The organism is Xanthomonas sp. NCPPB 1062, from assembly GCF_041481705.2.
Lineage (GTDB): Bacteria > Pseudomonadota > Gammaproteobacteria > Xanthomonadales > Xanthomonadaceae > Xanthomonas > Xanthomonas euvesicatoria.
In genome coordinates this window covers 1,852,194-1,873,740 of record NZ_CM192987.1, presented here as the reverse complement: position 1 = coordinate 1,873,740, position 21,547 = coordinate 1,852,194, and the positions used below count along the sequence as shown (strand labels likewise).

General features: G+C 64.8%; 18 protein-coding genes and 2 pseudogenes. 16 read left to right on the top strand and 4 right to left on the bottom strand.

All coding sequences use genetic code 11. The features are described 5' to 3' along the window. The 10 genes from ACCQ16_RS08240 to ACCQ16_RS08195 all read left to right on the top strand — a co-directional run bounded on the left by ACCQ16_RS08240 (nucleotide 1) and on the right by ACCQ16_RS08195 (nucleotide 7,794). Nucleotides 1-594 carry an RNA polymerase sigma factor gene (locus ACCQ16_RS08240; RefSeq protein WP_014089942.1) on the top strand — a complete coding sequence of 198 codons (594 nt, stop codon included), beginning with the start codon at nucleotides 1-3 and terminating at the stop codon, nucleotides 592-594. After that, nucleotides 591-1,247, top strand: coding sequence for a zf-HC2 domain-containing protein (locus ACCQ16_RS08235; RefSeq protein ID WP_008574950.1), 657 nt, complete (start codon nucleotides 591-593; stop codon nucleotides 1,245-1,247). Before ACCQ16_RS08240 ends, ACCQ16_RS08235 begins: the two co-directional genes overlap by 4 nt. Further along, nucleotides 1,244-2,569, top strand: coding sequence for a S8 family peptidase (locus ACCQ16_RS08230; protein WP_277572914.1), 1,326 nt, complete (start codon nucleotides 1,244-1,246; stop codon nucleotides 2,567-2,569). Before ACCQ16_RS08235 ends, ACCQ16_RS08230 begins: the two co-directional genes overlap by 4 nt. A gap of 10 nt (nucleotides 2,570-2,579) precedes the next feature. Next, entirely contained in the window at nucleotides 2,580-3,338 is a 759-nt protein-coding gene (ccmC, locus tag ACCQ16_RS08225; protein ID WP_372380253.1) for a heme ABC transporter permease CcmC, read from the top strand. Continuing rightward, a complete protein-coding gene (ccmD, locus tag ACCQ16_RS08220; RefSeq protein ID WP_008574947.1) occupies nucleotides 3,335-3,541 on the top strand; it encodes a heme exporter protein CcmD in 207 nt (68 codons plus the stop codon). Before ccmC ends, ccmD begins: the two co-directional genes overlap by 4 nt. Continuing rightward, nucleotides 3,538-4,008, top strand: a complete 471-nt coding sequence (ccmE, locus tag ACCQ16_RS08215) for a cytochrome c maturation protein CcmE (protein WP_277572913.1) — start codon at nucleotides 3,538-3,540, stop codon at nucleotides 4,006-4,008. Before ccmD ends, ccmE begins: the two co-directional genes overlap by 4 nt. Nucleotides 4,009-4,071: 63 nt before the next feature. Continuing rightward, complete coding sequence (locus ACCQ16_RS08210) at nucleotides 4,072-6,060, top strand: heme lyase CcmF/NrfE family subunit (RefSeq protein WP_277572912.1); 1,989 nt, start codon at nucleotides 4,072-4,074, stop codon at nucleotides 6,058-6,060. Then, nucleotides 6,057-6,599, top strand: a complete 543-nt coding sequence (locus ACCQ16_RS08205) for a DsbE family thiol:disulfide interchange protein (protein ID WP_008574944.1) — start codon at nucleotides 6,057-6,059, stop codon at nucleotides 6,597-6,599. The genes ACCQ16_RS08210 and ACCQ16_RS08205 overlap by 4 nt, the downstream gene beginning before the upstream one ends. Then, nucleotides 6,596-7,093, top strand: a complete 498-nt coding sequence (locus ACCQ16_RS08200) for a cytochrome c-type biogenesis protein (RefSeq protein ID WP_372380251.1) — start codon at nucleotides 6,596-6,598, stop codon at nucleotides 7,091-7,093. The genes ACCQ16_RS08205 and ACCQ16_RS08200 overlap by 4 nt, the downstream gene beginning before the upstream one ends. Next, nucleotides 7,087-7,794: a tetratricopeptide repeat protein gene (locus ACCQ16_RS08195; protein WP_218539600.1), complete on the top strand. Its 708-nt coding sequence runs from the start codon at nucleotides 7,087-7,089 to the stop codon at nucleotides 7,792-7,794. The genes ACCQ16_RS08200 and ACCQ16_RS08195 overlap by 7 nt, the downstream gene beginning before the upstream one ends. Nucleotides 7,795-8,151: 357 nt before the next feature. Here ACCQ16_RS08195 and ACCQ16_RS08190 read toward each other — a convergent pair whose 3' ends face one another. Continuing rightward, complete coding sequence (locus ACCQ16_RS08190) at nucleotides 8,152-10,224, bottom strand: ATP-binding protein (protein ID WP_277572911.1); 2,073 nt, start codon at nucleotides 10,222-10,224, stop codon at nucleotides 8,152-8,154. Next, complete coding sequence (locus ACCQ16_RS08185; protein ID WP_277572910.1) at nucleotides 10,211-11,728, bottom strand: ATPase domain-containing protein; 1,518 nt, start codon at nucleotides 11,726-11,728, stop codon at nucleotides 10,211-10,213. The genes ACCQ16_RS08190 and ACCQ16_RS08185 overlap by 14 nt, the downstream gene beginning before the upstream one ends. Before the next feature lie 297 nt (nucleotides 11,729-12,025). On the opposite strand from ACCQ16_RS08185, the gene ACCQ16_RS08180 reads away from it, so the two are divergent. Further along, nucleotides 12,026-12,370: a response regulator gene (locus tag ACCQ16_RS08180; RefSeq protein WP_031422223.1), complete on the top strand. Its 345-nt coding sequence runs from the start codon at nucleotides 12,026-12,028 to the stop codon at nucleotides 12,368-12,370. Nucleotides 12,371-12,484: 114 nt separating this feature from the next. Here ACCQ16_RS08180 and ACCQ16_RS08175 read toward each other — a convergent pair whose 3' ends face one another. After that, nucleotides 12,485-15,340 (bottom strand): hybrid sensor histidine kinase/response regulator, encoded by a 2,856-nt coding sequence (locus tag ACCQ16_RS08175; protein ID WP_277572909.1) that lies wholly within the window; start codon nucleotides 15,338-15,340, stop codon nucleotides 12,485-12,487. A gap of 261 nt (nucleotides 15,341-15,601) precedes the next feature. On the opposite strand from ACCQ16_RS08175, the pseudogene ACCQ16_RS08170 reads away from it, so the two are divergent. From ACCQ16_RS08170 to ACCQ16_RS08155, 4 genes and pseudogenes are all read left to right on the top strand, one after another. Further along, nucleotides 15,602-15,770 (top strand): annotated as a pseudogene (locus tag ACCQ16_RS08170) (MarR family transcriptional regulator); the annotation flags it as partial. 42 nt (nucleotides 15,771-15,812) lie between these two features. Beyond that, nucleotides 15,813-16,277 (top strand): MarR family winged helix-turn-helix transcriptional regulator, encoded by a 465-nt coding sequence (locus ACCQ16_RS08165; protein WP_065627621.1) that lies wholly within the window; start codon nucleotides 15,813-15,815, stop codon nucleotides 16,275-16,277. A 35-nt stretch (nucleotides 16,278-16,312) separates the two neighbouring features. After that, nucleotides 16,313-17,503, top strand: coding sequence for an FAD-dependent monooxygenase (locus tag ACCQ16_RS08160; RefSeq protein ID WP_277572908.1), 1,191 nt, complete (start codon nucleotides 16,313-16,315; stop codon nucleotides 17,501-17,503). Nucleotides 17,504-17,773: 270 nt separating this feature from the next. Beyond that, nucleotides 17,774-19,885: a methyl-accepting chemotaxis protein gene (locus ACCQ16_RS08155; protein WP_277572907.1), complete on the top strand. Its 2,112-nt coding sequence runs from the start codon at nucleotides 17,774-17,776 to the stop codon at nucleotides 19,883-19,885. A 245-nt stretch (nucleotides 19,886-20,130) separates the two neighbouring features. Here ACCQ16_RS08155 and ACCQ16_RS08150 read toward each other — a convergent pair. Continuing rightward, nucleotides 20,131-20,451: pseudogene (locus ACCQ16_RS08150) on the bottom strand (JAB domain-containing protein); the annotation flags it as partial. A gap of 387 nt (nucleotides 20,452-20,838) precedes the next feature. On the opposite strand from ACCQ16_RS08150, the gene xopG reads away from it, so the two are divergent. Beyond that, nucleotides 20,839-21,480 (top strand): XopG/HopH/AvrPtoH family type III secretion system effector, encoded by a 642-nt coding sequence (xopG, locus tag ACCQ16_RS08145; RefSeq protein WP_277572906.1) that lies wholly within the window; start codon nucleotides 20,839-20,841, stop codon nucleotides 21,478-21,480. Nucleotides 21,481-21,547: the final 67 nt, after the last annotated feature.

The following is a 21,547-nucleotide window of genomic DNA, read 5'->3' as shown; positions in this document are numbered from 1 at the left end:
ATGCCTGCACCGATGAATGACACCGACACCCTGGGCGATGCCACCGACCGCATGCTGTTGCGCCGCATGGCCGGGGGCGATCGCGACGCGCTGGCCAGCATGTACCACAGCTATCACGGACGGCTGTGCCGCTTCCTGTCGCGGCTGACCCGCCGCCCGGACATCATCGAAGAGGCCATCAACGATTGCTTCTGGATCGCCTGGCAAAAGGCCGGCGACTTCCGCGGCGACTCGCAGGTCTCCACCTGGATCATGGGCATCGCCTACCGCTGCGGACTCAAATGCCTGCGCCAGCATGACGGCGAAGCCATCGACGACACCGCCCTGGTAGAAGACCACGCCCCCAGCGCCGACGACAACGACGACCGCGAACTGCGCGACTGGCTGGACAAGGGCATGGAGCGGTTGTCGCCGGACCAGCGCCTGGTGGTCGAACTGGTCTACGGCGTCGGCCACAAGCTCGAGGAAGTGGCCGACATCATGCAGTGCCCGGTTGGCACCATCAAAGCCCGGCTGTTCCACGCCCGGGTCAAATTACGCAATGTGCTGCCCGGCCTGGCCGGCAGCGCCCCTTACACGGAGACCATGCAATGAAGACGTTTTTCATCGCGCCTGGCAAGGAATGCTCGCACGCCTGGGAATTGATGCCGGCGGTGCTGCTGGACAGTGCCACCGAGGAAGAAAACACCTGGCTGATCGCGCACGTGGCCAAGTGCGCCTCATGTAGCGCCGAATTCGCCCAGCAGAACCGCCTGCGCCAGGCCTTGGCGCTGCCGTCGACAGTGCAACTGGACCCGAACGCCGGTCTGCAACGCCTGCTCGGCCGCCTGGATGCACCGGAGCAGCACAGCGCACCTGCGCGCGTGCCGGCCGCACGCCGCTCCGGCAGTTGGACGGTACGCGCCCTGGCCGCCGCGGCGCTGGTCCAGGCCATCGGGCTGGGCGTGATGGGTGTCAAGCTGGCCTCGCCCGCGCCATCGCACGACTACCGCACGCTCAGCAGCGTGGCGGCCCTGCCGGTGCCGCAGGGCGCCATCCGCGTGGTGCCGGATGCAAAGATGACCGTGGCCGACTGGGACCGGCTGCTGCATGCGCAGCAGTTGCAGGTGGTCGGCGGCCCCAACGACATGGGCGCCTACACCGTGGTGCCTGCCGCACCGCAGCCCCCGGTCCAACCGCAGCAGACCGTGCAGCAACTACGCGCCACCCCGGGCATCCGGCTGGCGGAGATCGTCTCGGCCCCATGAATCGTCTGTTCGCCATCGGTCTGATCGCCGCGCTCGCCGGCCTGGGGGCGCACGCCAACGCACATGCTGCCGCAGCGATGCAGGAGCCGGCCGCCGAGGGGGCCGATCCTGCCATGCCGCCGGCCGATGCGCAGATGCCCGACAGCAGCCGCGACATCCTGCTGGCGGTAGCCAACCCGCTCGCCGCACCGCCGGCCCGCGCCGGCTCCAGCCTGATCGGCTACGCATCCAGCTATTACGGCGCCGGCCAGAAGGCTGCCGCGCGCATGGACAGCATCAAGCAGCGCTACAAATTGCGCGAAGTCTCGGCCTGGCCGATCACCTCGCTGGGCCTGTATTGCGCTGTGCTGCAACCGCCGTCGGGCGTCTCGCGCGATGAACTGGTCAGTGCGCTGGCCGACGACGAAGGCGTGGAGCTGGTGCAGCCGGTGCAGGATTTTTCGGTGTTCTCCGCCGATGCGTCGGAAAACACGACCGCGCTGTCCAGCTACAACGACCCGTACGTGGACATGCAACGCGGCTTCATCGACACCGATGCCGCCAGCGCACAGACCGTGACCGAGGGCCGCGGCGTGGTGATCGCGGTCGTCGATACCGGCGTGGACACCAACCACCCCGATCTGAAGGCGCGCATCCGCGACGTGCACGATCTGGTCGACGACACACCGGTGAAGACCAGCACCGATCCGCACGGTACCGAAGTGGCCGGCATCATTGCCGCCGGCAGCAACAATCACCAGGGCATCGTCGGCATGGCACCCAAGGCCATGCTGAGTATCTACAAGGCGTGCTGGTACGCGCCCACGGTCGGCGCCACCGCACGGTGCAATACCTTCACCCTGGCCAAGGCGCTGGCGGCGATCGACAACAGCTCAGCGCGCGTGATCAACCTGAGCCTGGGTGGCCCCGCCGATCCGCTGCTGAGTAAGCTGCTGCAGCAGCTGGTGCAACAGGGCCGCATCGTGGTGGCGGCAATGCCACCGAACGGGCGCCTGGATGGCTTTCCCAATGACGTACCCGGCGTGCTGGTCGTGCGCAGCAGCAGCGCAACACCGGCCATGCCCAGCGTGCTTAGTGCGCCCGGCAAGGACATCCTGACCACGCAACCGAACGGCCGCTACGACTTCACTTCCGGCTCGTCGATGGCCACCGCACATGTCAGCGGCATGGCCGCGCTGCTGTTGTCGCTGCAACCGTCGATGGATGCCAGGGCGTTGCGCGAACTCATGCAGCGCACCAGCAAGGTTTCCGACGGGCAGTTGCAGGTCAACGCCGGCGCCGCAGTGCAGGCGCTGGCGCCTCACGCCAAACACTCCAACTGACGGCACCGGCATGGCCAAGTGGATTCCCTTGTGGCTGCATCGACTCAGCTCGCCACCGACGTTCTATCGTGTCGCCGGCAGCGTGCGCCTGTGGGCGCTGGGGCTGGCCGCGCTGCTCGGCGCGGTCGCAGTCTACGGCGGCCTGGTACTGGCACCGCCGGATTACCAGCAGCACGATGCCTACCGCATCATCTTCATCCATGTGCCCAGCGCCTGGATGAGTCTTTTCATCTACGCGGCAATGGGCGTTTCGGCGTTCATTGCGCTGGTGTGGCGCATCAAGCTGGCCGAAGTGGTCGCCATGGCCTCGGCGCCGATCGGCGCAGCCTTCACCTTCATCACCCTGTGCACCGGCGCGCTGTGGGGCAAGCCGATGTGGGGCACCTGGTGGACCTGGGATGCGCGGCTCACCTCCGAGTTGCTGCTGCTGTTTTTGTACCTGGGCGTGCTGGGCCTGTATTACGCCGTGGAAGACCGCCGCCAGGCGATGCGCGCGGCCGGCTTGCTCGCACTGGTGGGTCTGGTGAATCTGCCCATCGTGCATTACTCGGTGGTGTGGTGGAACACGCTGCACCAGGGTTCCACCGTGCGCCTGCTCGGCCCCTCCAAGATGAGCGCAGACATGCTGTGGCCGCTGCTGACCATGATGCTGGCAACCAAGTGCTATTACGTTGCGAGCCTGTTCGGCCGCGTGCGGGTGGACTTGCTGGCGCTTGAAAGCGGCAAGGACTGGGTCCGCCGCATCGTGTTGACGGAGCGCAGCGCATGAGCGCCTTTCTGGCGATGGGCGGCTACGGCCAATACGTGTGGACCGCTTATGCAGTATTCGTGCTGGTGCTGCTGGCCGATCTTGCAGCGCCCTGGCTGCGTCGCCGCCGCTTGCCGCGTGAACTGCGCGGCCAGTTGCAGCGGCAGGTGCCGCGTCGTGCACGCGATCAACCGGCACCGGCACTGGAGCGCGACGCGCCATGAACGCCACGCGTAGACAACGTCTGTGGTGGGTGATCGGTGTACTCACCGCCGCCGCGTTGGCCGTCACGCTCATCGTGTTCGCTTTGCAGCGGAACATGAGCTACCTGTTCACGCCAAGCCAGGTCAGCGCGGGGGAAGCCGCCGGTTACCAGCAATTCCGGCTCGGTGGCATGGTCAAGGCCGGTTCGATCCAGCGTGCCGGTGATTCGCTGAAAGTCAGCTTCACCGTCATCGATAAAAACGCGGCCACCCAGGTGGAGTACACCGGCATTCTTCCGGATCTGTTTCGCGACAACCAGTCGGTCATCGCCAACGGGCGCATGCAGGGCGGGCACTTCGTCGCCAACGAAGTGCTGGCCAAGCACGACGAGACCTACATGCCGAAAGAGCTGAAGGACGCCATGGCCGAAGGCCATGCCGGAAAACCACTCCCCGCCACCGCCACGCCGCTGACCGCGCCGCGTTGATGCGCTTTCGGTCGCTGCCACGCACCTCATGACTTCCCTTCCGTTTCGCCTTGCGATCCGCCCATGACGCCTGAACTTGGCCAGATCGCACTGATCCTGGCACTGCTGTTATCGCTCGCCCAGGGTGTACTGCCCTTGATCGGTGCGTGGCGCGGCAACACCGCGTTGATGGGTGTCGCGCGGCCTGCGGCGGTGGGCCAGGCGGTGTTCGTGTGGATGGCGTTCGGCCTGCTCGCCTGGTCGTTGTTGTCGCTGGATTTTTCGGTGGGCTACGTCGCCGCCAACGCCAACATTGCCCTGCCCTGGTACTACCGCGTTGCGGCGGTGTGGGGCGCGCACGAAGGCTCGTTGCTGTTGTGGATCGCCATCCTCGGCACCTGGACGGTGCTGCTTGCCGCCTTCAGCCGGCACCTGCCGCAGCACTTCGCCGCCCGCGTGCTGGCGATCTTGGGGCTGATTTCGGTGGGCTTTCTGGCCTTCATCCTGCTGACCTCCAATCCGTTCGGGCGGCTGTCGCCGATTCCGCTGGATGGCAACGAACTCAATCCGGTGTTGCAGGACCCCGGCATGACCTTCCACCCGCCGGTGCTGTACACCGGCTATGTCGGGTTTTCGGTGGCCTTCGCATTCGCAGTGGCGGCATTGCTCGGCGGCGAACTGGAACAGGCCTGGGTGCGCTGGGCACGGCCGTGGACCAATGTGGCCTGGGCCTGCCTCACCGCCGGCATCGTCGCCGGCAGCTGGTGGGCCTATGCGGAACTGGGCTGGGGCGGCTGGTGGTTCTGGGACCCGGTGGAAAACGCAAGTTTCATGCCCTGGCTGGTCGGCACTGCGTTGATCCACTCCCAGGCGGTCACCGAAAAACGCGGCAGCCTGCGCGCGTGGACCATCCTGCTGTCGATCCTGGCGTTTTCGCTCTCGTTGCTGGGCACCTTCCTGGTGCGCTCGGGCGTGCTGACCTCGGTGCACGCGTTTGCGGCCGATCCGCGCCGTGGCCTGTACATCCTCATTTTTCTGGTTGCCGTCGTCGGCGGCTCGTTGTTGTTGTATGCACTGCGCGCGCCCAAGATCGCCAGCGGCAAACCCTTTGCCGCCGCCTCGCGCGAAACCGGCATTCTCATCGGCAACCTGCTGCTCACCGTGGCCGCGGCCATGGTGTTGCTGGGCACCTTGTTCCCGCTGATCGCCGACGCGTTTGCGCTGGGCAAGGTCTCGGTCGGGCCGCCCTACTTCGGCCTGCTGTTTCCGTTGTTGATGTTGCCGGTGGTGCTGTTGCTGCCGTTCGGCCCCTACCTGCGCTGGGGCAAGGCCGAAGCCGCACCGTTGAAAGCACTCGGCACACGCGCAGGCATCGCCGCGATCGCCTGCGCCCTGGTCGGCAGTGTGTTTGCCGATGGCCAGGCCAAGGCGATCGCCGGCATGGGTGTGGCCGCATGGGTGGCTGCGGGCACCGCGCTGTACGTGGTCAAACGCTGGCGCGACATGCCGCGCGGGCGGCGCTTCCCGGCGGAAATGGCCGGCATGCTGATCGCGCATGCGGGCGTGGCGGTGTTCGTTGCCGGCGTGCTGGTCTCCGAAAGCCTGTCGGTGGAACGCGATGTACGGCTGTCGCCCGGCCAGAGCGCGCAGATCGCCGGCTACAGCTTCCGCTTCGATGGCGTGCAGTTGGTGGATGGGCCGAACTGGAAGGCCGAACAAGGCAGCGTGCAGGTCAGCCGCGACGGCCAGGTGGTCGCGCAACTGCATCCGCAAAAACGCCTGTACAGCAGCGAGCGGATCCAGACCGAATCGGCCATCGATCCCGGCATCACCCGCGACCTGTATGTGGCGCTGGGCGAGCCCTTGGACGATGAGCACATCGAAAACGACTGGACGCTGCGCCTGTACTACAAGCCCTTCATTCGCTGGATCTGGGCCGGCGGCCTGCTGATGATGCTCGGCGGCTTCGTCAGCGCCTGCGCACGTCGCTTTCGTGCGCCGGTGACTGCACACCCCTTGGCCGCTTCTCCGGCGCAACCAACGCTCGTCATCGCACAGGAATCGCACCCGTGAATCGTCTGCTGCCCTTGCTGGGCTTCGTATTGCTGGCGGCGCTGTTCGGCGTCGGCATCCTGCGGACCATGCAGCACAATCCGCGCGACGTACCGTCGCCGTTGATCGGCAAACCGGCGCCGGCGTTCTCGTTGCCGCGGCTGGACCACCCCGCGCAACGCGTCGGTCGTGACCAGTTGCTGGGCAAACCCTACGTGTTGAATGTGTTCGGCAGCTGGTGCGCCGAATGCGTGCACGAACACCCGGTGTTGATGGCCCAGGCCAGCCGGCTTGGCGTGCCGCTGATCGGCTACAACTACAAGGACGTGCCTGCCGACGCCATCGCCTGGCTCGCGCGACTCGGCAACCCGTATGCAGTGGTGATCGCCGATGAAGCCGGCCAGACCGCCATCGACTTCGGTGTCTACGGCGCACCGGAGACGTTCCTGATCGATGCGCAGGGCGTGATCCGCTACAAGCACATCGGCGTGCTGACCCCGGATGCCATCAACGACGAGTTGCTTCCTGCCATCGCCGCGCTGCCCAAGGGCACGCCGTGATGGCGGCGCGTCACACACGACGCTGGTATTGGCGCTGGCATTGGCGCGCGCAAGGCCGCCGTGTGCGTTTGTTGCTGGTGTTGCTGCTTGGCATGCTGCTGGCGCCCTCGTTGGCAGCGCAGGCCGTGGATCCGCTGCCGTTCAAGAACCGCAGCGAGGAGGCGCGCTACCAGCGCTTGACCGCGCAACTGCGCTGCCTGGTATGTCAGAACGAAAACCTGGCCGATTCCAACGCGAGCCTGGCGCGCGATTTGCGGCATCAGGTGTTCGCGCAACTGCAGGCCGGCAAGAGCGATGCGCAGATCAAGCAGTACATGGTCGATCGCTATTCGGATTTCGTGCTGTACGACCCGCCGGTCACACGCGGCACCTGGCTGCTGTGGTTCGGGCCGGCGCTGATGTTGCTGGCAGGTGCCGGCGTGGTCATCCACACCGTGCGCACCCGTGCGCGCGCCGGCACGCCGGTGGCGCCGCAAGTGGAGGACCAATGGTGATGGCGGGTTTTTATATCGCAAGCGCCGTGCTGGTGGCGCTGGCCTTGCTGCTGTTGCTGGTACCGCTGCTGCGCCGCCCCACCGGCAGCGGTCGTGCGCGTTACCGCTTGGCAATTCTGCTGGGACTGGGCCTGCCGCTGGCCACGGCCGGGTTGTACCGGCTGGTGGGCGCGCCGGAGGCGATCGTCACGCAGGTGTATGCAGCGCAGCCAGCGCAAGTCGCCTCGCTGCCACCCTCTGCGGATGCAGGGCAGGCGCAAGCGGCAAGCACCCCTGCCGATGCGCAGGCGCAGGCGCTGGATCGCTTCATGCAGCAGGCCAAGACATTCGAGCAGAACGACCGACCCGCCGAGGCGCGCGAGGCGTATGCACAAGTGCTCAAGATAGCTCCCGACATCAGCGCCGCCATTGTGGGCTGGGTGGCGGCGGATATGGCCACGCACGCCGATTTCGCCATCGACGCCGCATCGCGCACACGCCTGCAGCAGGTGATCGCACGCGAGCCGGACAACCAGCGTGGACTCTGGTTGCTAGGCATCAGCGATTTTCAGCAGCAGGACTTCGCCGCCGCCACTGCGCACTGGCGGCATCTGCACGGTTTGCTGGAAACCGGATCGCCGATGCAGAAGGCGGTGGCAGACAAGATCGCGGTGGCCGAATCGATGGCCAGCGCGCGGCAATCCGCGCGTGGGACGCGCTGAGCAACGCATCCTGCGCGATGCGGCTTGATTGCGATGGCTGCACTGCAGCGCAATTGCACAGCGCGTGCGCAATGCCAAGCAGCCGGTTCACGCGCGAGACGCGGCACCTGGCGCAAACACTCCGCCTCAGCGCATCGCGCAATCAAGCGCGACGTATCGTGCCGTGCAGTTGCGGCAAATCGCCGTCACCGCATTGCAGCCTCGCGCGCCAGCGTGCCAGCTGGAGCGCATCTACCGAAAAGGCCGGCAATCGCGAGGCAGACAGATCGCCACGCAAGAGCGAAAGCGAGCACGCGTACACGCCGCTCCACTGCATCATCCACGTTCAACCGGCTCGCTACATCGCGTTAGCTGCACTCAGGCAGAAGGCCCCAGCACATCGTGCAGCTTTCCACTGAACTCGCCCAGCGTGAATGGCTTGGCGATCATGCTCATGCCTTCGCCGAGAAATTCGCCACGGTCGCGTGCCGTTTCTGCGTAGCCGGTCATGAAGATCACCGGCAGATCGCGCCGCGACTGCCGCGCGATCTCGGCCAACTGGCGTCCGTTGAGGCCCGGCAGGCCGACATCGGTGACCAGCAGGTCGATCCGCCGTGGCGAGGCAAGAATCGGCAGTGCCGCGTCCGCGTCGGCCACCACGTCGGCCTGGTAACCCAGCTCGCTGAGCAGTTCGGTGACCAGCAGCCGCACCTGCTCGTCGTCTTCCACCACCAGCACATGCTGGCCCTGCCCTGCCAGCACCGCATCGCTCTGCGTCTGCGGCACTGCAGTTTGCGTCGCAACCCCGGCGGGCAGATACAGGCTGACCGTGGTGCCCGCGCCCGGCTGCGACTCCACCCACACCTGCCCGTTGGACTGCTGCATGAAGCCGTAGATCATCGACATGCCCAGGCCGGTGCCCTGGCCGATCGGCTTGGTGGTGTAGAACGGCTCGAACACGCGTTCAAGCACGTCGGCGGGCATGCCGGTTCCGGTGTCTGCAACCGACACCACCACGTAATTCCCCGGCGCCAAGGCGATGCCACGCCCGAGTTCCAGCGGCTGATCTTCCACCTGCAGCTGCCGGGTTGCGATACGCAGCTGCCCACCGTCGGGCATGGCATCGCGCGCGTTGATGGCCAGGTTGATCAGTGCGCTTTCCAGCTGATTCTCGTCAACGTACGCCTGCGGCAGTTCCGCACAGAGATCGATCTCCAGGCGCACCGATTCGCCCAACGTGCGCGCCAGCAACTCCTGCAGCGACACCACCAGATCGTTCAACTGCAGATCCCGCGCCTGTAGCGACTGACGCCGCGAGAATGCCAGCAGGCGCTGGGTGAGCGCAGCTGCACGCAATGCCGAGGCAGAGGCCACATCCAGAAAGCGACCCAGCCCTTCGGTACGCCCCTGGTCGATGCGCAGCCGCGCCAGATCCAGCGCAGACAGGATGCCGGTGAGCATGTTGTTAAAATCGTGTGCGATGCCGCCGGTGAGCTGGCCCACTGCTTCCATTTTCTGCGCCTGGCGCAGTGCCGCTTCGCTGGATTCGCGCGCCAGCATCTGCTGCTGCAACTCGGCGGTCCGTTCGGCCACCTTGGCTTCCAGCAGGTTGGCCTGTTGCTGGATCGATTCCAGCGCCAGCGCACGCGTGGTCACATCGGTGGCGAACACATGAAATCCATCCACCTTGCCATCTGCATCAAAGCGCGGCATGTAGCGGATTTCCGCATCGCGGCGCCGGCCATCGGCATGCGGCCAACTGGTCTCGATGGTCAATGTCTGCCCGGCCAATGCGGCCTCGATCCAGGCGCGGCGCTGTTCGACCACCGCAGGCCCCACCACATCCACCAGCGGCCTCCCGATCACATCGGCAGGCGGCACACCAATCCAGTCTTCGTACGAACGATTGGCAAAGCGGTAGATCAGGTTCTTGTCGATGAAGGCGATCAGCACCGGCAGCGCATCGGTGACCCGTCGCAGTTCGGCCTCGCTCTGCGCCAGCGCGGCGCGGCTTTCGGCCAACTGCGCCAGCTGGTCGCGGATGACGAACTGCTTCTGCCGTGCGCGCAACGCAGTGGAGATGGCGCTCAGCAACGAAGCCGAGCTCAGCGGCCGCTCCAACTCGATGACGTTGGTCATGTCGGCCGGCAGCCGCACCTGCCGGCGGTTGTGCGCACCACGTGGCGTGCGCAACAGCACGAACGGAATGTCCGACCAGGCCTGCTGGCCTTGCAGGATGTGCGACAGCGCGTGCAGGTCGCCGCGAATCGCTTCTTCGGTCAGTACCACCACGCCGGAACCATCGTGCAGGTCGCCTGCCAGCGCGTCCAGCGTGGCATGGACCCGGCGTGTCAGCCCGCGTTCGCCAACGATGCCGGCAATGCTCTGCGCATCGCGGCCGAACGGCGCGATGATGTGAACGATGGAGCCGTCCGCGTCACAGATAGTCAAGGGGACGATCCAGCAACGGGCCGTCGTCTCCGACAAACTGCGGCGTACCGGTCAACACGCCGTGGAATTTCTCCAGCGGCTCGCTCAGTTGCAGACCGCTGCTGCCGATGCGCAATTCGCGAATCGCATCTTCGTGCGCGCCACTGCGATTCTTGATCACCGACAACGCCTTGCGGATGCGTCCTTTCGCCTCGAAAAAGCGCAGCAGGACAACGGTGTCGGCCATGTAGGAGACATTGAGGGTGCTACTGGTCGCCATGCTGCCGACCAGCCCCTGCTGCGGGTTGATCAGGAACGTGGTCACCCCGCTCTGGTTGAGATACGACAACAGCTCGTGCATCTGCAACATCAGCTGCTTTTCCTGCGGCATCGACGCCAGATACCCGTTGAGGCTGTCGATCACCAGAATGCGGCAGGCGCGCTCTTCCACGCTGCCACGCACCGTCCAGGCGAATTCGCCTGGCGTGACGTCGGCCGGATCCATCTGGTGCAACTCCAGCAGACCGGCGTCGATATATTTGCGCAGATCCATGCCCAGGCCTTCGGCACGCTTCAACAAGGTGCCGGTGCGCTCGTCGAACTCCAACACGCAGCAATGCTCGCCGCGCTCGCACGCGGCAACCACGAACTGCAGGGCCAGGTTGGTCTTGCCCGAGCCGGCTGGCCCGGTCAGCAGCGTGCTGGTCCCGCGCAACGGGCCGCCATGCAGCAATGCATCGATGCGTTCCACTCCGCTTGGTACCGGTTCGCCGACAAATGGCAGGTGGTGGTCGGAGGCGATTAAACGCGGATAGATGCGCATGCCGCCGGTGACGATGGCCAGATCGTGATAGCCGGCGATGAAATCCACACCACGTAGTTTCTGCACCTGCATGCGGCGCCGCGCCGCACCGAACTCCAGCGTCATGCGCTCCAGCGAAATCACCCCATGGCACAGGCTGTGCAGATGCGCATCCCGCTCGCCGTGCTCGCCGGTCAGATCGTCCACCAGAAACACCGTGATGTTGCGCGGCGCGAAATACTGCTTGAGCGCCAGCACCTGGCGCCGATAGCGCAGCGAATCCTGCGCGAGCAGGCGCAACTCGGACAACGAATCGAACACCACCCGCGTCGGTTTGACCCGATCCACTTCGGCCTGGATGAGCTTGATGGTGCCATCCAGCTCCATCTCCCACGGATGCAGGATGGATTGCTGCCGCCGTTCGCCCAGGAACGCCTCGGCGGATGCCAGTTCAAAAATATGCAGGGACTCCAACGACCAATGGTGCGAAGCAGCCACTTCGGTGAGCTCGTCAATGGTTTCCGACAAGGTCACATACAGGCAACTCTCGCCCTTGGCCGCAGCATCCAGCAGGAACTGCAGTGCAAGGGTCGTTTTGCCCGCACCAGGCTGGCCTTCAAGCAGGTACAAACGGTTGGCGGGCAGCCCACCTCGTAAGATAGTGTCGAGCCCGGTGCTGCCAGTGGTGATGCGGTTTGCGATCATCGGCGTCACGTTCTTCATAGAGCTGAATTTAACACGTGCGCGTTATTGGCCGGTGGGCGCGACTGAACTGATCAGCTTGCTTTGCTTGACGCGATTCACGGCATCGCTGCTGCAGGTATCGCAGATCAGCAGAATTGCGCTGTTTTTCGATCATCCGACTGGTGACGCATGGCGTTGGCAACAGCGGTGAACGCATCGTGTTGCAGCATCGCACGCCGCCGTCACGCAGGCGCGCCTAATGTGCATCTCGAAGCATCGCAGCATTGCGATCGCTCGAGGACCGCAGTGGCTCACGCATTACCCAACGCACGCATCCTGTTGGTCGAAGACGACGATGCAATCCGCGAGATGGCTGCAGACATTCTTGGCGACGAGGGCTACCACGTGGTGGCGTCTGCCGACGCCGAACACGCGCTGACGCAACTGACCAGGGCATGCCCGTTCGATCTGCTGCTGTCGGACATCTGCCTGCCCGGCATGAACGGGCGCGACCTTGCCGATCAGGCGCGCATGCTCTACCCCGCAATGCCCATCGTCTTCATGACTGGCTACGCAGGCGAAATCGCCAAACGTGCCGACTTTCTGGATACCGGCATGCGTCTTTTGACCAAGCCATTTTCCTTGCGCGATCTGCTGGGCATCGTACAGACGGCGCTCTAGGCAGGCCCAACCGCGCAAGCCCGCTGCGTCTTTGCGCCACGTTCGCTGCGATACGCATGTCTCAGGCGATCGATGCCGGTGCAACGAGCGGCTCGCAGCAGCACCGGCACCTGATTAGCGCGCGCGACGCTCCAGCAACTGCGCCACCCGCCGCTCCAGCTCGATGGCCTGGAATGGTTTGGTCAACACTTCCATGCCATCGTCGAGCTGGCCCGCGCCCACCGCGGCGCTGGCCGCATAGCCGGTGACGAACAGCACCGGCAGTGCAGGACGCGATTGCCGCCCGGCGTCGGCAACCTGTCGCCCATTGAGGCCGCCGGTCAGGCCGACGTCGGTCACCAGCACATCGATGTGCTCTTGCGAGCGCAAGCGCTCCACCGCCGCACTGCCCTCGGCGGTTTCGATCACGCGGTAGCCGGCTTCGGTGAGTACTTCGGAGATCAAGACACGAATCGCGGTTTCGTCCTCCACCAGCAACACGGTGCGACTGTGCGCAGCATTGCGCTGCAGCGGCGCATCAGCAGGTGCCACGTCGTCTTGCGCCAGCACGCCGGTGAAGCGCGGCAGGTACAAGGCCATGGTGGTGCCCACGCCCACTTCCGAATCGATGCGCACATGCCCGCCGGACTGTCGAGTGAACCCATAGATCATCGACAGGCCCAACCCGGTGCCCTGGCCGATGGGCTTGGTGGTGAAAAACGGTTCGAACACCTTGGCCATGACCTCGGCCGTCATGCCGGTACCGGTGTCCTGCACACTCAGGCACACGTAATCGCCAGGCGGCAGCTCCAGCTGCTGGGCGGCAGCGGCATCCAGCGCGCGGTTGTGCAGGCTGATGGTGAGCTGCCCACCATCGGGCATGGCATCGCGCGCGTTGATGCAGAGATTGAGCAGCGCGTTTTCCAGCTGCGGCGCGTCCACCAGCACCTGCCACGCTTGGTCTGCCGGACGCAGCTGCAGCGCGATCGACGGCCCCAGCGTGCGCGCAATGATGTCGTGCATGCCACGCACCAGCTCCTCCACATCCAGCGCGGTGGGCGCCAGCGTCTGCCGGCGCGAAAACGCCAGCAACCGCTGGGTCAAGGCAGTGGCGCGCGCCGCGCTGGATTGCGCCATTTCCACATAGCGCTCCAGCCGGTCGTACTTGCCCTGTTCGATGCGCGTCTGCAGCAACTCCAGGCCGACACTGATGGCAGTGAGCAGATTGTTGAAGTCGTGCGCCAGCCCGCCGGTCAGCTGCCCCACCGCTTCCATCTTCTGGCTCTGACGCAGCTTCTCTTCGGCAAGCAACAACGCCGCGCTGCGTTCGCGCACGCGCTCTTCCAGCGTCTCGGTCAGTTGCCGCAGCTGCTCTTCGGCCACGCGTTTGTCGGTGATGTCGGCAGAGGTGCCGAACCATTCGGCGATCTGTTCGCGCTCATCCAGCAACGGAATCGCGCGCATCAAGGTCCAGCCCACCTGCCCATCCGCGCCGAGCACCCGGTATTCCACATCCACACCAGACTTGGTGGCAGTCGCCTGCGCAAGCGCTTGCGCCAATCGCGCGCGGTCGTCCGGGTGCACCATCGCCTGCCAGTCGGGCGTGGCCGACACCGCATCGCTCAGCACACCGTCGCCGACCAATTGGCGCAATTCGCGCCAGTGGGCACTGGCGGAAAAAATCGATTGCGATGACGCGCGTACCAGTGCGTCCAGGCGCCGCTCGCTCTTTTGCAGCGCTTCGCTGGCCAGCCGCTCGGCGGTGCGGTCGCGCAACACCTTGACGAACCCGATCGCCTCGCCGGTTTCTTCGCGCAACACCATCAGCGAGCCATTGGCCCAGAACCGCTCGCCGGATTTGCGCACGTGCCAGCGCTCGTCCATGCCGCTGCCGCTTTCCAGCGCGGCAGCGGCCTCGATCAGCATCTGCCGCTGCTCGACGTCTTCCGGCGTAAAGGTGCGCTGCAGCGTTTGCCCGAGCATCTCGGCCTCGCTCCAGCCCAGAATGCGCCGCGCACCCTCGTTCCACGACGTCACCCGCCCGTGCATATCGGTGGCGATGATGGCGTAGTCCATCACGCTGTCCAGGATCTGCCGGTTGCGCACTTCGGCCTCGCGCACCGCGCGCTCCAGGCTGATGCGGTCGGTGATATCCAGGCCCTGCACGAAGATGCCGGAGATGGTGCCATCGGCGCCTGCGATCGGCTGATAGACCAGATCCAGCAAGCGTCGCTCGGTGGGACCACCGGGCACCGCCTGCACGTTGTACGGCAGCGCATTGGCCGAAAACGCGCGCCCGGACCGGTACACCTCGTCCAGGCGACGCACATGTCCCTGTTCCACCGCATCCGGCAGCGCCTCGGCCAACGGCCGCCCGATCACATCGCGGTGGCCGATCAGGCGCGAATAACACGGGTTGGCGAACTCCACCCGGTGCTGCGGCCCGCTCAGGAACGCCATGAACATCGGCGCCTGCTCGAACAAGCGGATCAGGCGCTCGTGTTCGTCGGCCAGCCGCGCCTGCGCCAGCTTGCGCGCGGTGACTTCATTGGTGACGCAGAATGCGCCGCCCACCCGGCCATCGTCCAGATAGATCGGCGAGAACGAGAACGTCCACCAGGTCTGCTCCGGCACGCCGTAGCGGTTCATGCCGATCGGCACTTCCTCAAAGCGCGATGCCTGCCCTGCGAACGCCGCTTCGATCGGCTCGCGCACCGCCTCCCAGGCATCGGCCCACAACACGCGCAGCGGCGCGCCCAGCGCCTGCGCCTGGCGCGGCCCCAGAATCGGCGTGTAGGCGTCGTTGTAGAAAAAGGTCAGCGCATCGCCCCACACCACATACATGCTTTCGGGCGAACCCAGCATCAGATCGACCGCATTGCGCAACGGCGATGGCCACTGAGCGGCGGGTCCCAGCGGGCTCGCCGCCCAGTCGTGGCTGCGCACCGCCTGCGCCATGACGCTGTTGCCGTGCGGAAATCCCGCATTCATAGAGGGCGTACCTGCATTGCGTCCACACGCAGGTCGCCGCTCCAGCACGCACCGCGCACGACCGCGAGGTCGCCTGCTGCGCGCTTCTCCATCATCCATCCGTACATCATGTCCAACCGTTGAAAAGACCAGGTCGCCGCAGGCGCATGACGCGTCGGCAAGACCGAGCCGCGCGCTCGCGCCCATCATCTGGCCTACGGCTGGTGGCGTCCAGCCACGCCCGCAAGCGATGGCTGAACCAGGCAGCTTGCGCTCCTGCGTTTGCGGCAGCGCGCAGCCTGCGCCACGGCCGGTACAGCCGTCGGCCCGCGCACATGGGGCCGTGCCGTCTTCGGGCCGCGCAGCAACGCGATATCGCCCCGGCAGCCAGCCACCGGGCGTGCACGCGGTGGCACGCGGCAACGAGCGCCATGCCGCACTGCAGGAGACGTACCATTGCCCGATAGCCACAGGGCAACGCACGGTCTTACAGATGCTTGATCAGAATGAACTCATCCATCCGCAAGCTGCGGTCGCGCCGGGGTATCTGGCCAACCATGCAGCGCGGGTCTTCAACCGCCTGGTGGACGCCGAGCTGCGGCCGCACGGCGTGTCGCTGGCGCTGATCGGCCCGATCATGCTGCTGTCCTGGAAAGGCCCGATGCTGCAGCGTGACCTGGTCATCGCATCGGCCGTGAAGCAGCCGGCCATGGTGGCACTGCTGGACAAGCTGGAGGGACTGAAGCTCATCAAGCGCACCCCGACCCCGCAGGATCGCCGTGCCGCGCTGGTGGCGCTCACCGCGCGCGGGCGCAAGATGGCCGAACTCGGTGGGCGTGCGCTGCTGGATATGAACGCAGTGGCGCTGGAAGGCTTTTCCGCTGACGAGGTGCAGCAGACCGTCGCGTTGATGCACCGGCTGATCGCGAACATGGAGCGTCACGGCCAGGACGTGTAATATCACACCTGATATTTCCTGCCAGGATGACAGCAATGCCGCGTCGTATCCTCATCACCGGCGCCAGCATCGCCGGCAACACTGCCGCCTGGACACTCGCCCATCGCGGCTTCGATGTGACCGTGGTGGAACGCGCCACCCGGTTTCGCGATGGCGGCCAGAACATCGACGTACGTGGTGTCGGCCGTGAGGTGCTGCAACGCATGGGCCTGGAACAGGCCGCGCTGGCCCAGGGAACCGGCGAAAAAGGCACCGCCTGGATCGACGCGCACGGCCAGGCCGTCGCCACCTTCAAGACCGAAGACATCGATGGCGATGGCCCGACCGCCGAACTGGAGATCTTGCGCGGCGATCTGGCCCGCCTGCTCTACGATGCCGCGCGCGGCCATGTGACGTACCGCTTCGGCGACCGCATCGCCAGCATCGAAGACGCTGCCGGCAGCGATGCCGCTACCGTCACCTTAGAAAGCGGTTGCAGCGAACGCTTCGACGCGGTGATCGTCGCCGAAGGCGTGGGCTCTTCGACGCGCGAACAGGTCTTCCCGGGAGAAAACGATCCGCGCTGGATGGATCTGACCATCGCCTACTTCACCATCCCGCGCAGCGCCGACGACGACCCGCTGTGGCGCTGGTACCACACCACCGGCGGGCGCAGCATCTCGTTGCGACCCGACCGGCACGGCACCACGCGCGCCATGCTCTCGCTGCAGAAACCGCCCGAAGGCGAACAAGACTGGAGCATCGACGTCCAGAAGGCCTACCTGCACGAGCGCTTTGCCGACGCCGGCTGGCAGGCGGCGCGCGTGCTCGATGGCATGCATGGCACCGACGACTTCTACTTCGATGCCCTGCGCCAGGTGCGCATGCAGCGTTGGCATAGCGGTCGCACCGTGCTTACCGGCGATGCGGCCTGGTGCGCGACGCCACTGGCCGGGATCGGCGCCACCCTGGCAGTGACCGGCGCGTATGTGCTGGCCAACGAAATCGCCCAGGCCGCCACGCTGGACGCGGCCTTCGCTGCCTACGCCACGGCCATGCGCCCGATGGTCGAGCAGGCCCAGGGCGTGCCGAAGATCGGCCCACGCCTGATGAACCCGCATAGCCGGCTCGGCATCCACCTGCTGCATGGCGCACTCAAACTCGCCAGCCAGCCAAGCGTGCAGAACCTCGCTGCAAAGTGGATGACGCCGGCGATCAAGGCGCCGGATCTCTCGCGTTATCCCTAAGCGCCGTTGCAGGCGCCGGTAAGCCGCCGGCGGCAGCGTTGCAGGCAGGAACGACGAGTGTCCCGGCGCATTGGGCAGCCCCACCAGCACCTGAACCGGCAGACGCTACGTCTTCAGTTCCACTGCTAGAGGTCGCTAACGAACACGTCGAGACACCACTTGAGCGGCGGCCGTTGCGCTGGCTCTTGCGCTGTCGCGTGCGTATTCGTCTCCCTGCCGTTGCCGGGACTCCCCCGCTCTTCCGCCAGTCGGAACACCGATCGAACCCCTATGCATTTCTTCCCGAATCTGCGCATTGGACAGCGCCTGGCCCTGGGCTTTCTCGCGATCATCGTCTTGATGGTGATCTTGACCGTGGTGGGCATCCAACGCGTTCGCAGCATCGACCAGCAACTCACCGCCATCAATGAGGTCAACAGCGTCAAGCAACGCTACGCGATCAATTTTCGTGGCAGCGTCCACGACCGCGCGATCGCTCTGCGCGACGTCGTACTCATGGACGACCCCGCAGACCGCCACGCCGCCGAACAATCGATCGACAAGCTCGCTGCCGACTACGCACGCGCTGCGCAACCGCTGGACGACATGATCGCCAGCTCGACCGATGCAAAAGAGAAAGACATTCTCCAGCAGATCAAATCCATCGAGCAGCGCACCCTGCCGCTGATCGCGCAAGTGCGCGCGTTCCGCGATGCGGCCGACAAGGCGCAGGCAGAACAGCACCTGCTGCAGCAAGCGCGCCCGGCCTTCATTGCCTGGCTGGCCAGCATCAACGCCTTCATCGACCTGCAGGAAGCCAAGAACCGCCAAGCCGCCAGGCAGGCCGTTGCCACCGCGCGCGGCTTTGCGATGCTGATGGTGATGTCCACCGTCGTCGCCCTGCTGTTGGGCGCCGCCATCGCGTTCCTGCTCACGCGCAGTGTGGTGCTGCCGCTGCGCCAGTCGCTGCGCTTGGCCCAGCGCATCAACGACGGCGATCTGCGCAGCCAGGACGCAGCAACCAGCAACGACGAATCCGGGCAACTGCTGCGCGCCATGCAGCAGATGCAGCGGCGCCTGCAGGAGGTGATCTGGGCGCAACGCAGCATGGCTGCGCGCCACGACGCCGGCGAAATCAGCTACCGCACCGACCCACAGGGTTTTCCCGGCGAATATGGCGACATGGTGCAAGACACCAACGCACTGGTGCACGCCCACGTGCAGACCCAATTGCGCATGACCCAGGTCATGGGCAGCTACGCCATTGGCGATCTCACCCAGGACATCGAGCAATATCCGGGGGAAAAATCCGCCATCACCGCCACCATGCAGCAGGTCAAGCGCAACCTGCAGGCCATCAACGCGCAGATCCAGGAACTGACCCAGGCCGCCTGCGCAGGCGACTTTGCACTCCGCGGCAAGGCGGAAACGTTCGAGCACGATTTTCGCCTGATGGTGGAAAACCTCAACACCATGATGGCCACCTCCGATACCAACCTGGCCAGCTTCTCCGGGCTGCTGCGCGCGATCGCCGATGGCGACCTCACCGTGCGCATGTCCGGCAACTTCCACGGCGTGTTCGCCTCCATGCGTGACGATGCCAACAGCACCGTGCACCGCCTCACCGACATCGTCACCCGCATCCAGACAACCTCCAACAGCATCAGCTTCGCCGCAGAAGATATCGCCAGCGGCAATCAGCAGCTGGCGCAGCGCAGCGAACAACAGGCCGCCAGCCTCGAAGAAACCGCTGCATCGATGGAAGAGCTGACCTCCACCGTCAAGCAGAATGCCGAACATGCCACCCGCGCCAACCAGCTCGCACGCGGCGCCGCCGCCATCGCCTCGGAAGGCCGCGACGTGGTCGGCCAGGTGATCGAACAGATGTCCGGCATCGAAGCCTCGTCCAGACGCATCGCCGACATCATCTCGGTCATCGACGGCATCGCCTTCCAGACCAATATCCTGGCCCTCAATGCCGCGGTAGAGGCCGCACGCGCCGGCGAACAGGGCCGCGGCTTCGCTGTTGTTGCATCGGAAGTGCGCACGCTCTCGCATCGCTCCTCGGATGCGGCAAAAGAAATCAAGCGGCTCATCGACGATTCCGTACAACGCGTCGCCGACGGCTCCACACTCGTGCACAAGGCCGGCACCACCATGGGCGAAATCGTCACCAGCGTCCAGCACGTCACCGACATTATGGCCCATATTTCCGCCGCCTCGCAGGAACAAGCCGGCGGTATCGAACAGGTCAATCACACCATCGCGCAGATGGACGAGACCACCCAACACAATGTGCGCCTGGTCGAAGCCGCCAGCACCGCCGCGCATGCGTTGGAACAGCACTCCGCGCAACTCACCCGCGCAGTGGAAGTCTTCAAGGTCAACGCAACGGTGCTGTGAGTCCGCGAGATAGCATTCGACGCACAAGCGACGGTCGCGGCGATCGTCTGGGGCTCGACCTACCGCAAGCGCCTACTCGGCAGAAAACAGACCAACCTGTCGCGGCGGATAGATCAGATCGCGCCCAACCGGGCGCGCATCGGCATTCAACTGATGCGGCTGCACCGCGGTCTCGCCAAGAATGTGCAGCACCTGCCAATGCCGGTGCAGCAACAGATCCGCGATCAGGCGGCGATGGCACGTCGGAACAAGATGAGGGCGACCGCGTTGAGCTCCGGCGCGCGCTTGGCAATGACTCGGGGATGGACTTCGCAGCCGTCGAAAATGCCGGTGAACAAGTGCTCGATAGAAATGCTGTGGTGCCGGTTGTCCAGGAAGACGACCCCGAAAACTTCTTGGCTCAAATGTGCGCAGCGGGCGACCAGGTAGCTGCCGGCTTGGTCGGGGCTGTGGATTTTGCCCAACCTTTGGAGGCGCTGCTCCAAGATGGTGGCTGCTGCGAACAAGATACCCTCCTCGTCCATCTGGAGTTGGTCTTGGGCCGTGCGGTCTTGGGTGCGCTTCATCGATTCTTCTCCACCAGCGCGTTGTGCGCCTCGTGGAAACCGGTAGGCGGAGCGCCAACCCCTACCGCACCCGGGAGCGAGCACCGCGCAAGCGGCGAACAGCGAAGGGCCGCAACAGAGCGCGAGCGCCGAGAAGGAGGCTAGCCTCGCGGTCGGGACAGCGGAGCCAGGATTCCCTTCAAGCGACCCAGCGCTGGTGGAGACCGCACCATGCATGCCCTACAAAGCTTGTGAGCTGTAGACCGCCGCGAATTAACTCACGGAGTCCGAATTGGATCATCCATTCGCCATTGATGACAGGATTTCACATACCGGCAGTGTGTTTGCCTTCTCACAATTACCATTCGAGTGGCAGTCCCATAAAAACTTTAACGACACATACTCGACATGCCAATCGGTCAAACAAACTTTCCAGGAATCTATATTTCCACTCAGACAAGCGCTCGAGAAGAGCCATACAAGAATCAGGTTGAGTCAGCGCTTGAAAAGATTGCGGCCGGCACCTCGGGCAGCGCCCTGCTTCAAGGCCTGAGTGCTATTAGCGCTCGCAAGAATCGAAAAGTGACCATAGCGGAGATAGGCGCTGAAGCGCAGCCCAATACCAGAGCTGCCCTCAGTGCGAGCGAGGCTGAAAAATATAAGCCGAGGACTTTCGCCGATAACTTAGCGCTCGCCAAGGAACGAGCAAGAAAAGGAAAGGGATGCAACGCCATCATAGAATGGAGCCCGCAGAGTCATATCGAACTGAACGCAAACGGCTCCCCTCTTCGTCTTGGATCGAATCCCGAGGAGTCGTTTGTCGTTCTTGCGCACGAGCTCATCCATGCTCAGCATCTATTGGCAGGCACGTCGAGAGCCTACAAGGGTGGACATCGCTACGACGAAAAATCCGAAGCCGGGAAAGAGGAACTCAGGGCCGTCGGCGTCGGAAAATACGAATATCAAAAGACCGGGCAACCGAGCGAAAACTCAATCAGGCAGGAGCATGGGCTGCCTATCCGCAAAAAGTATAAGCCTCACGGAATGTGAGGCTGCAATGGTCAAATGCTTGATTAGGTCGCCAAACCATCTCAGATCCACGCATCACCCGCTGCAC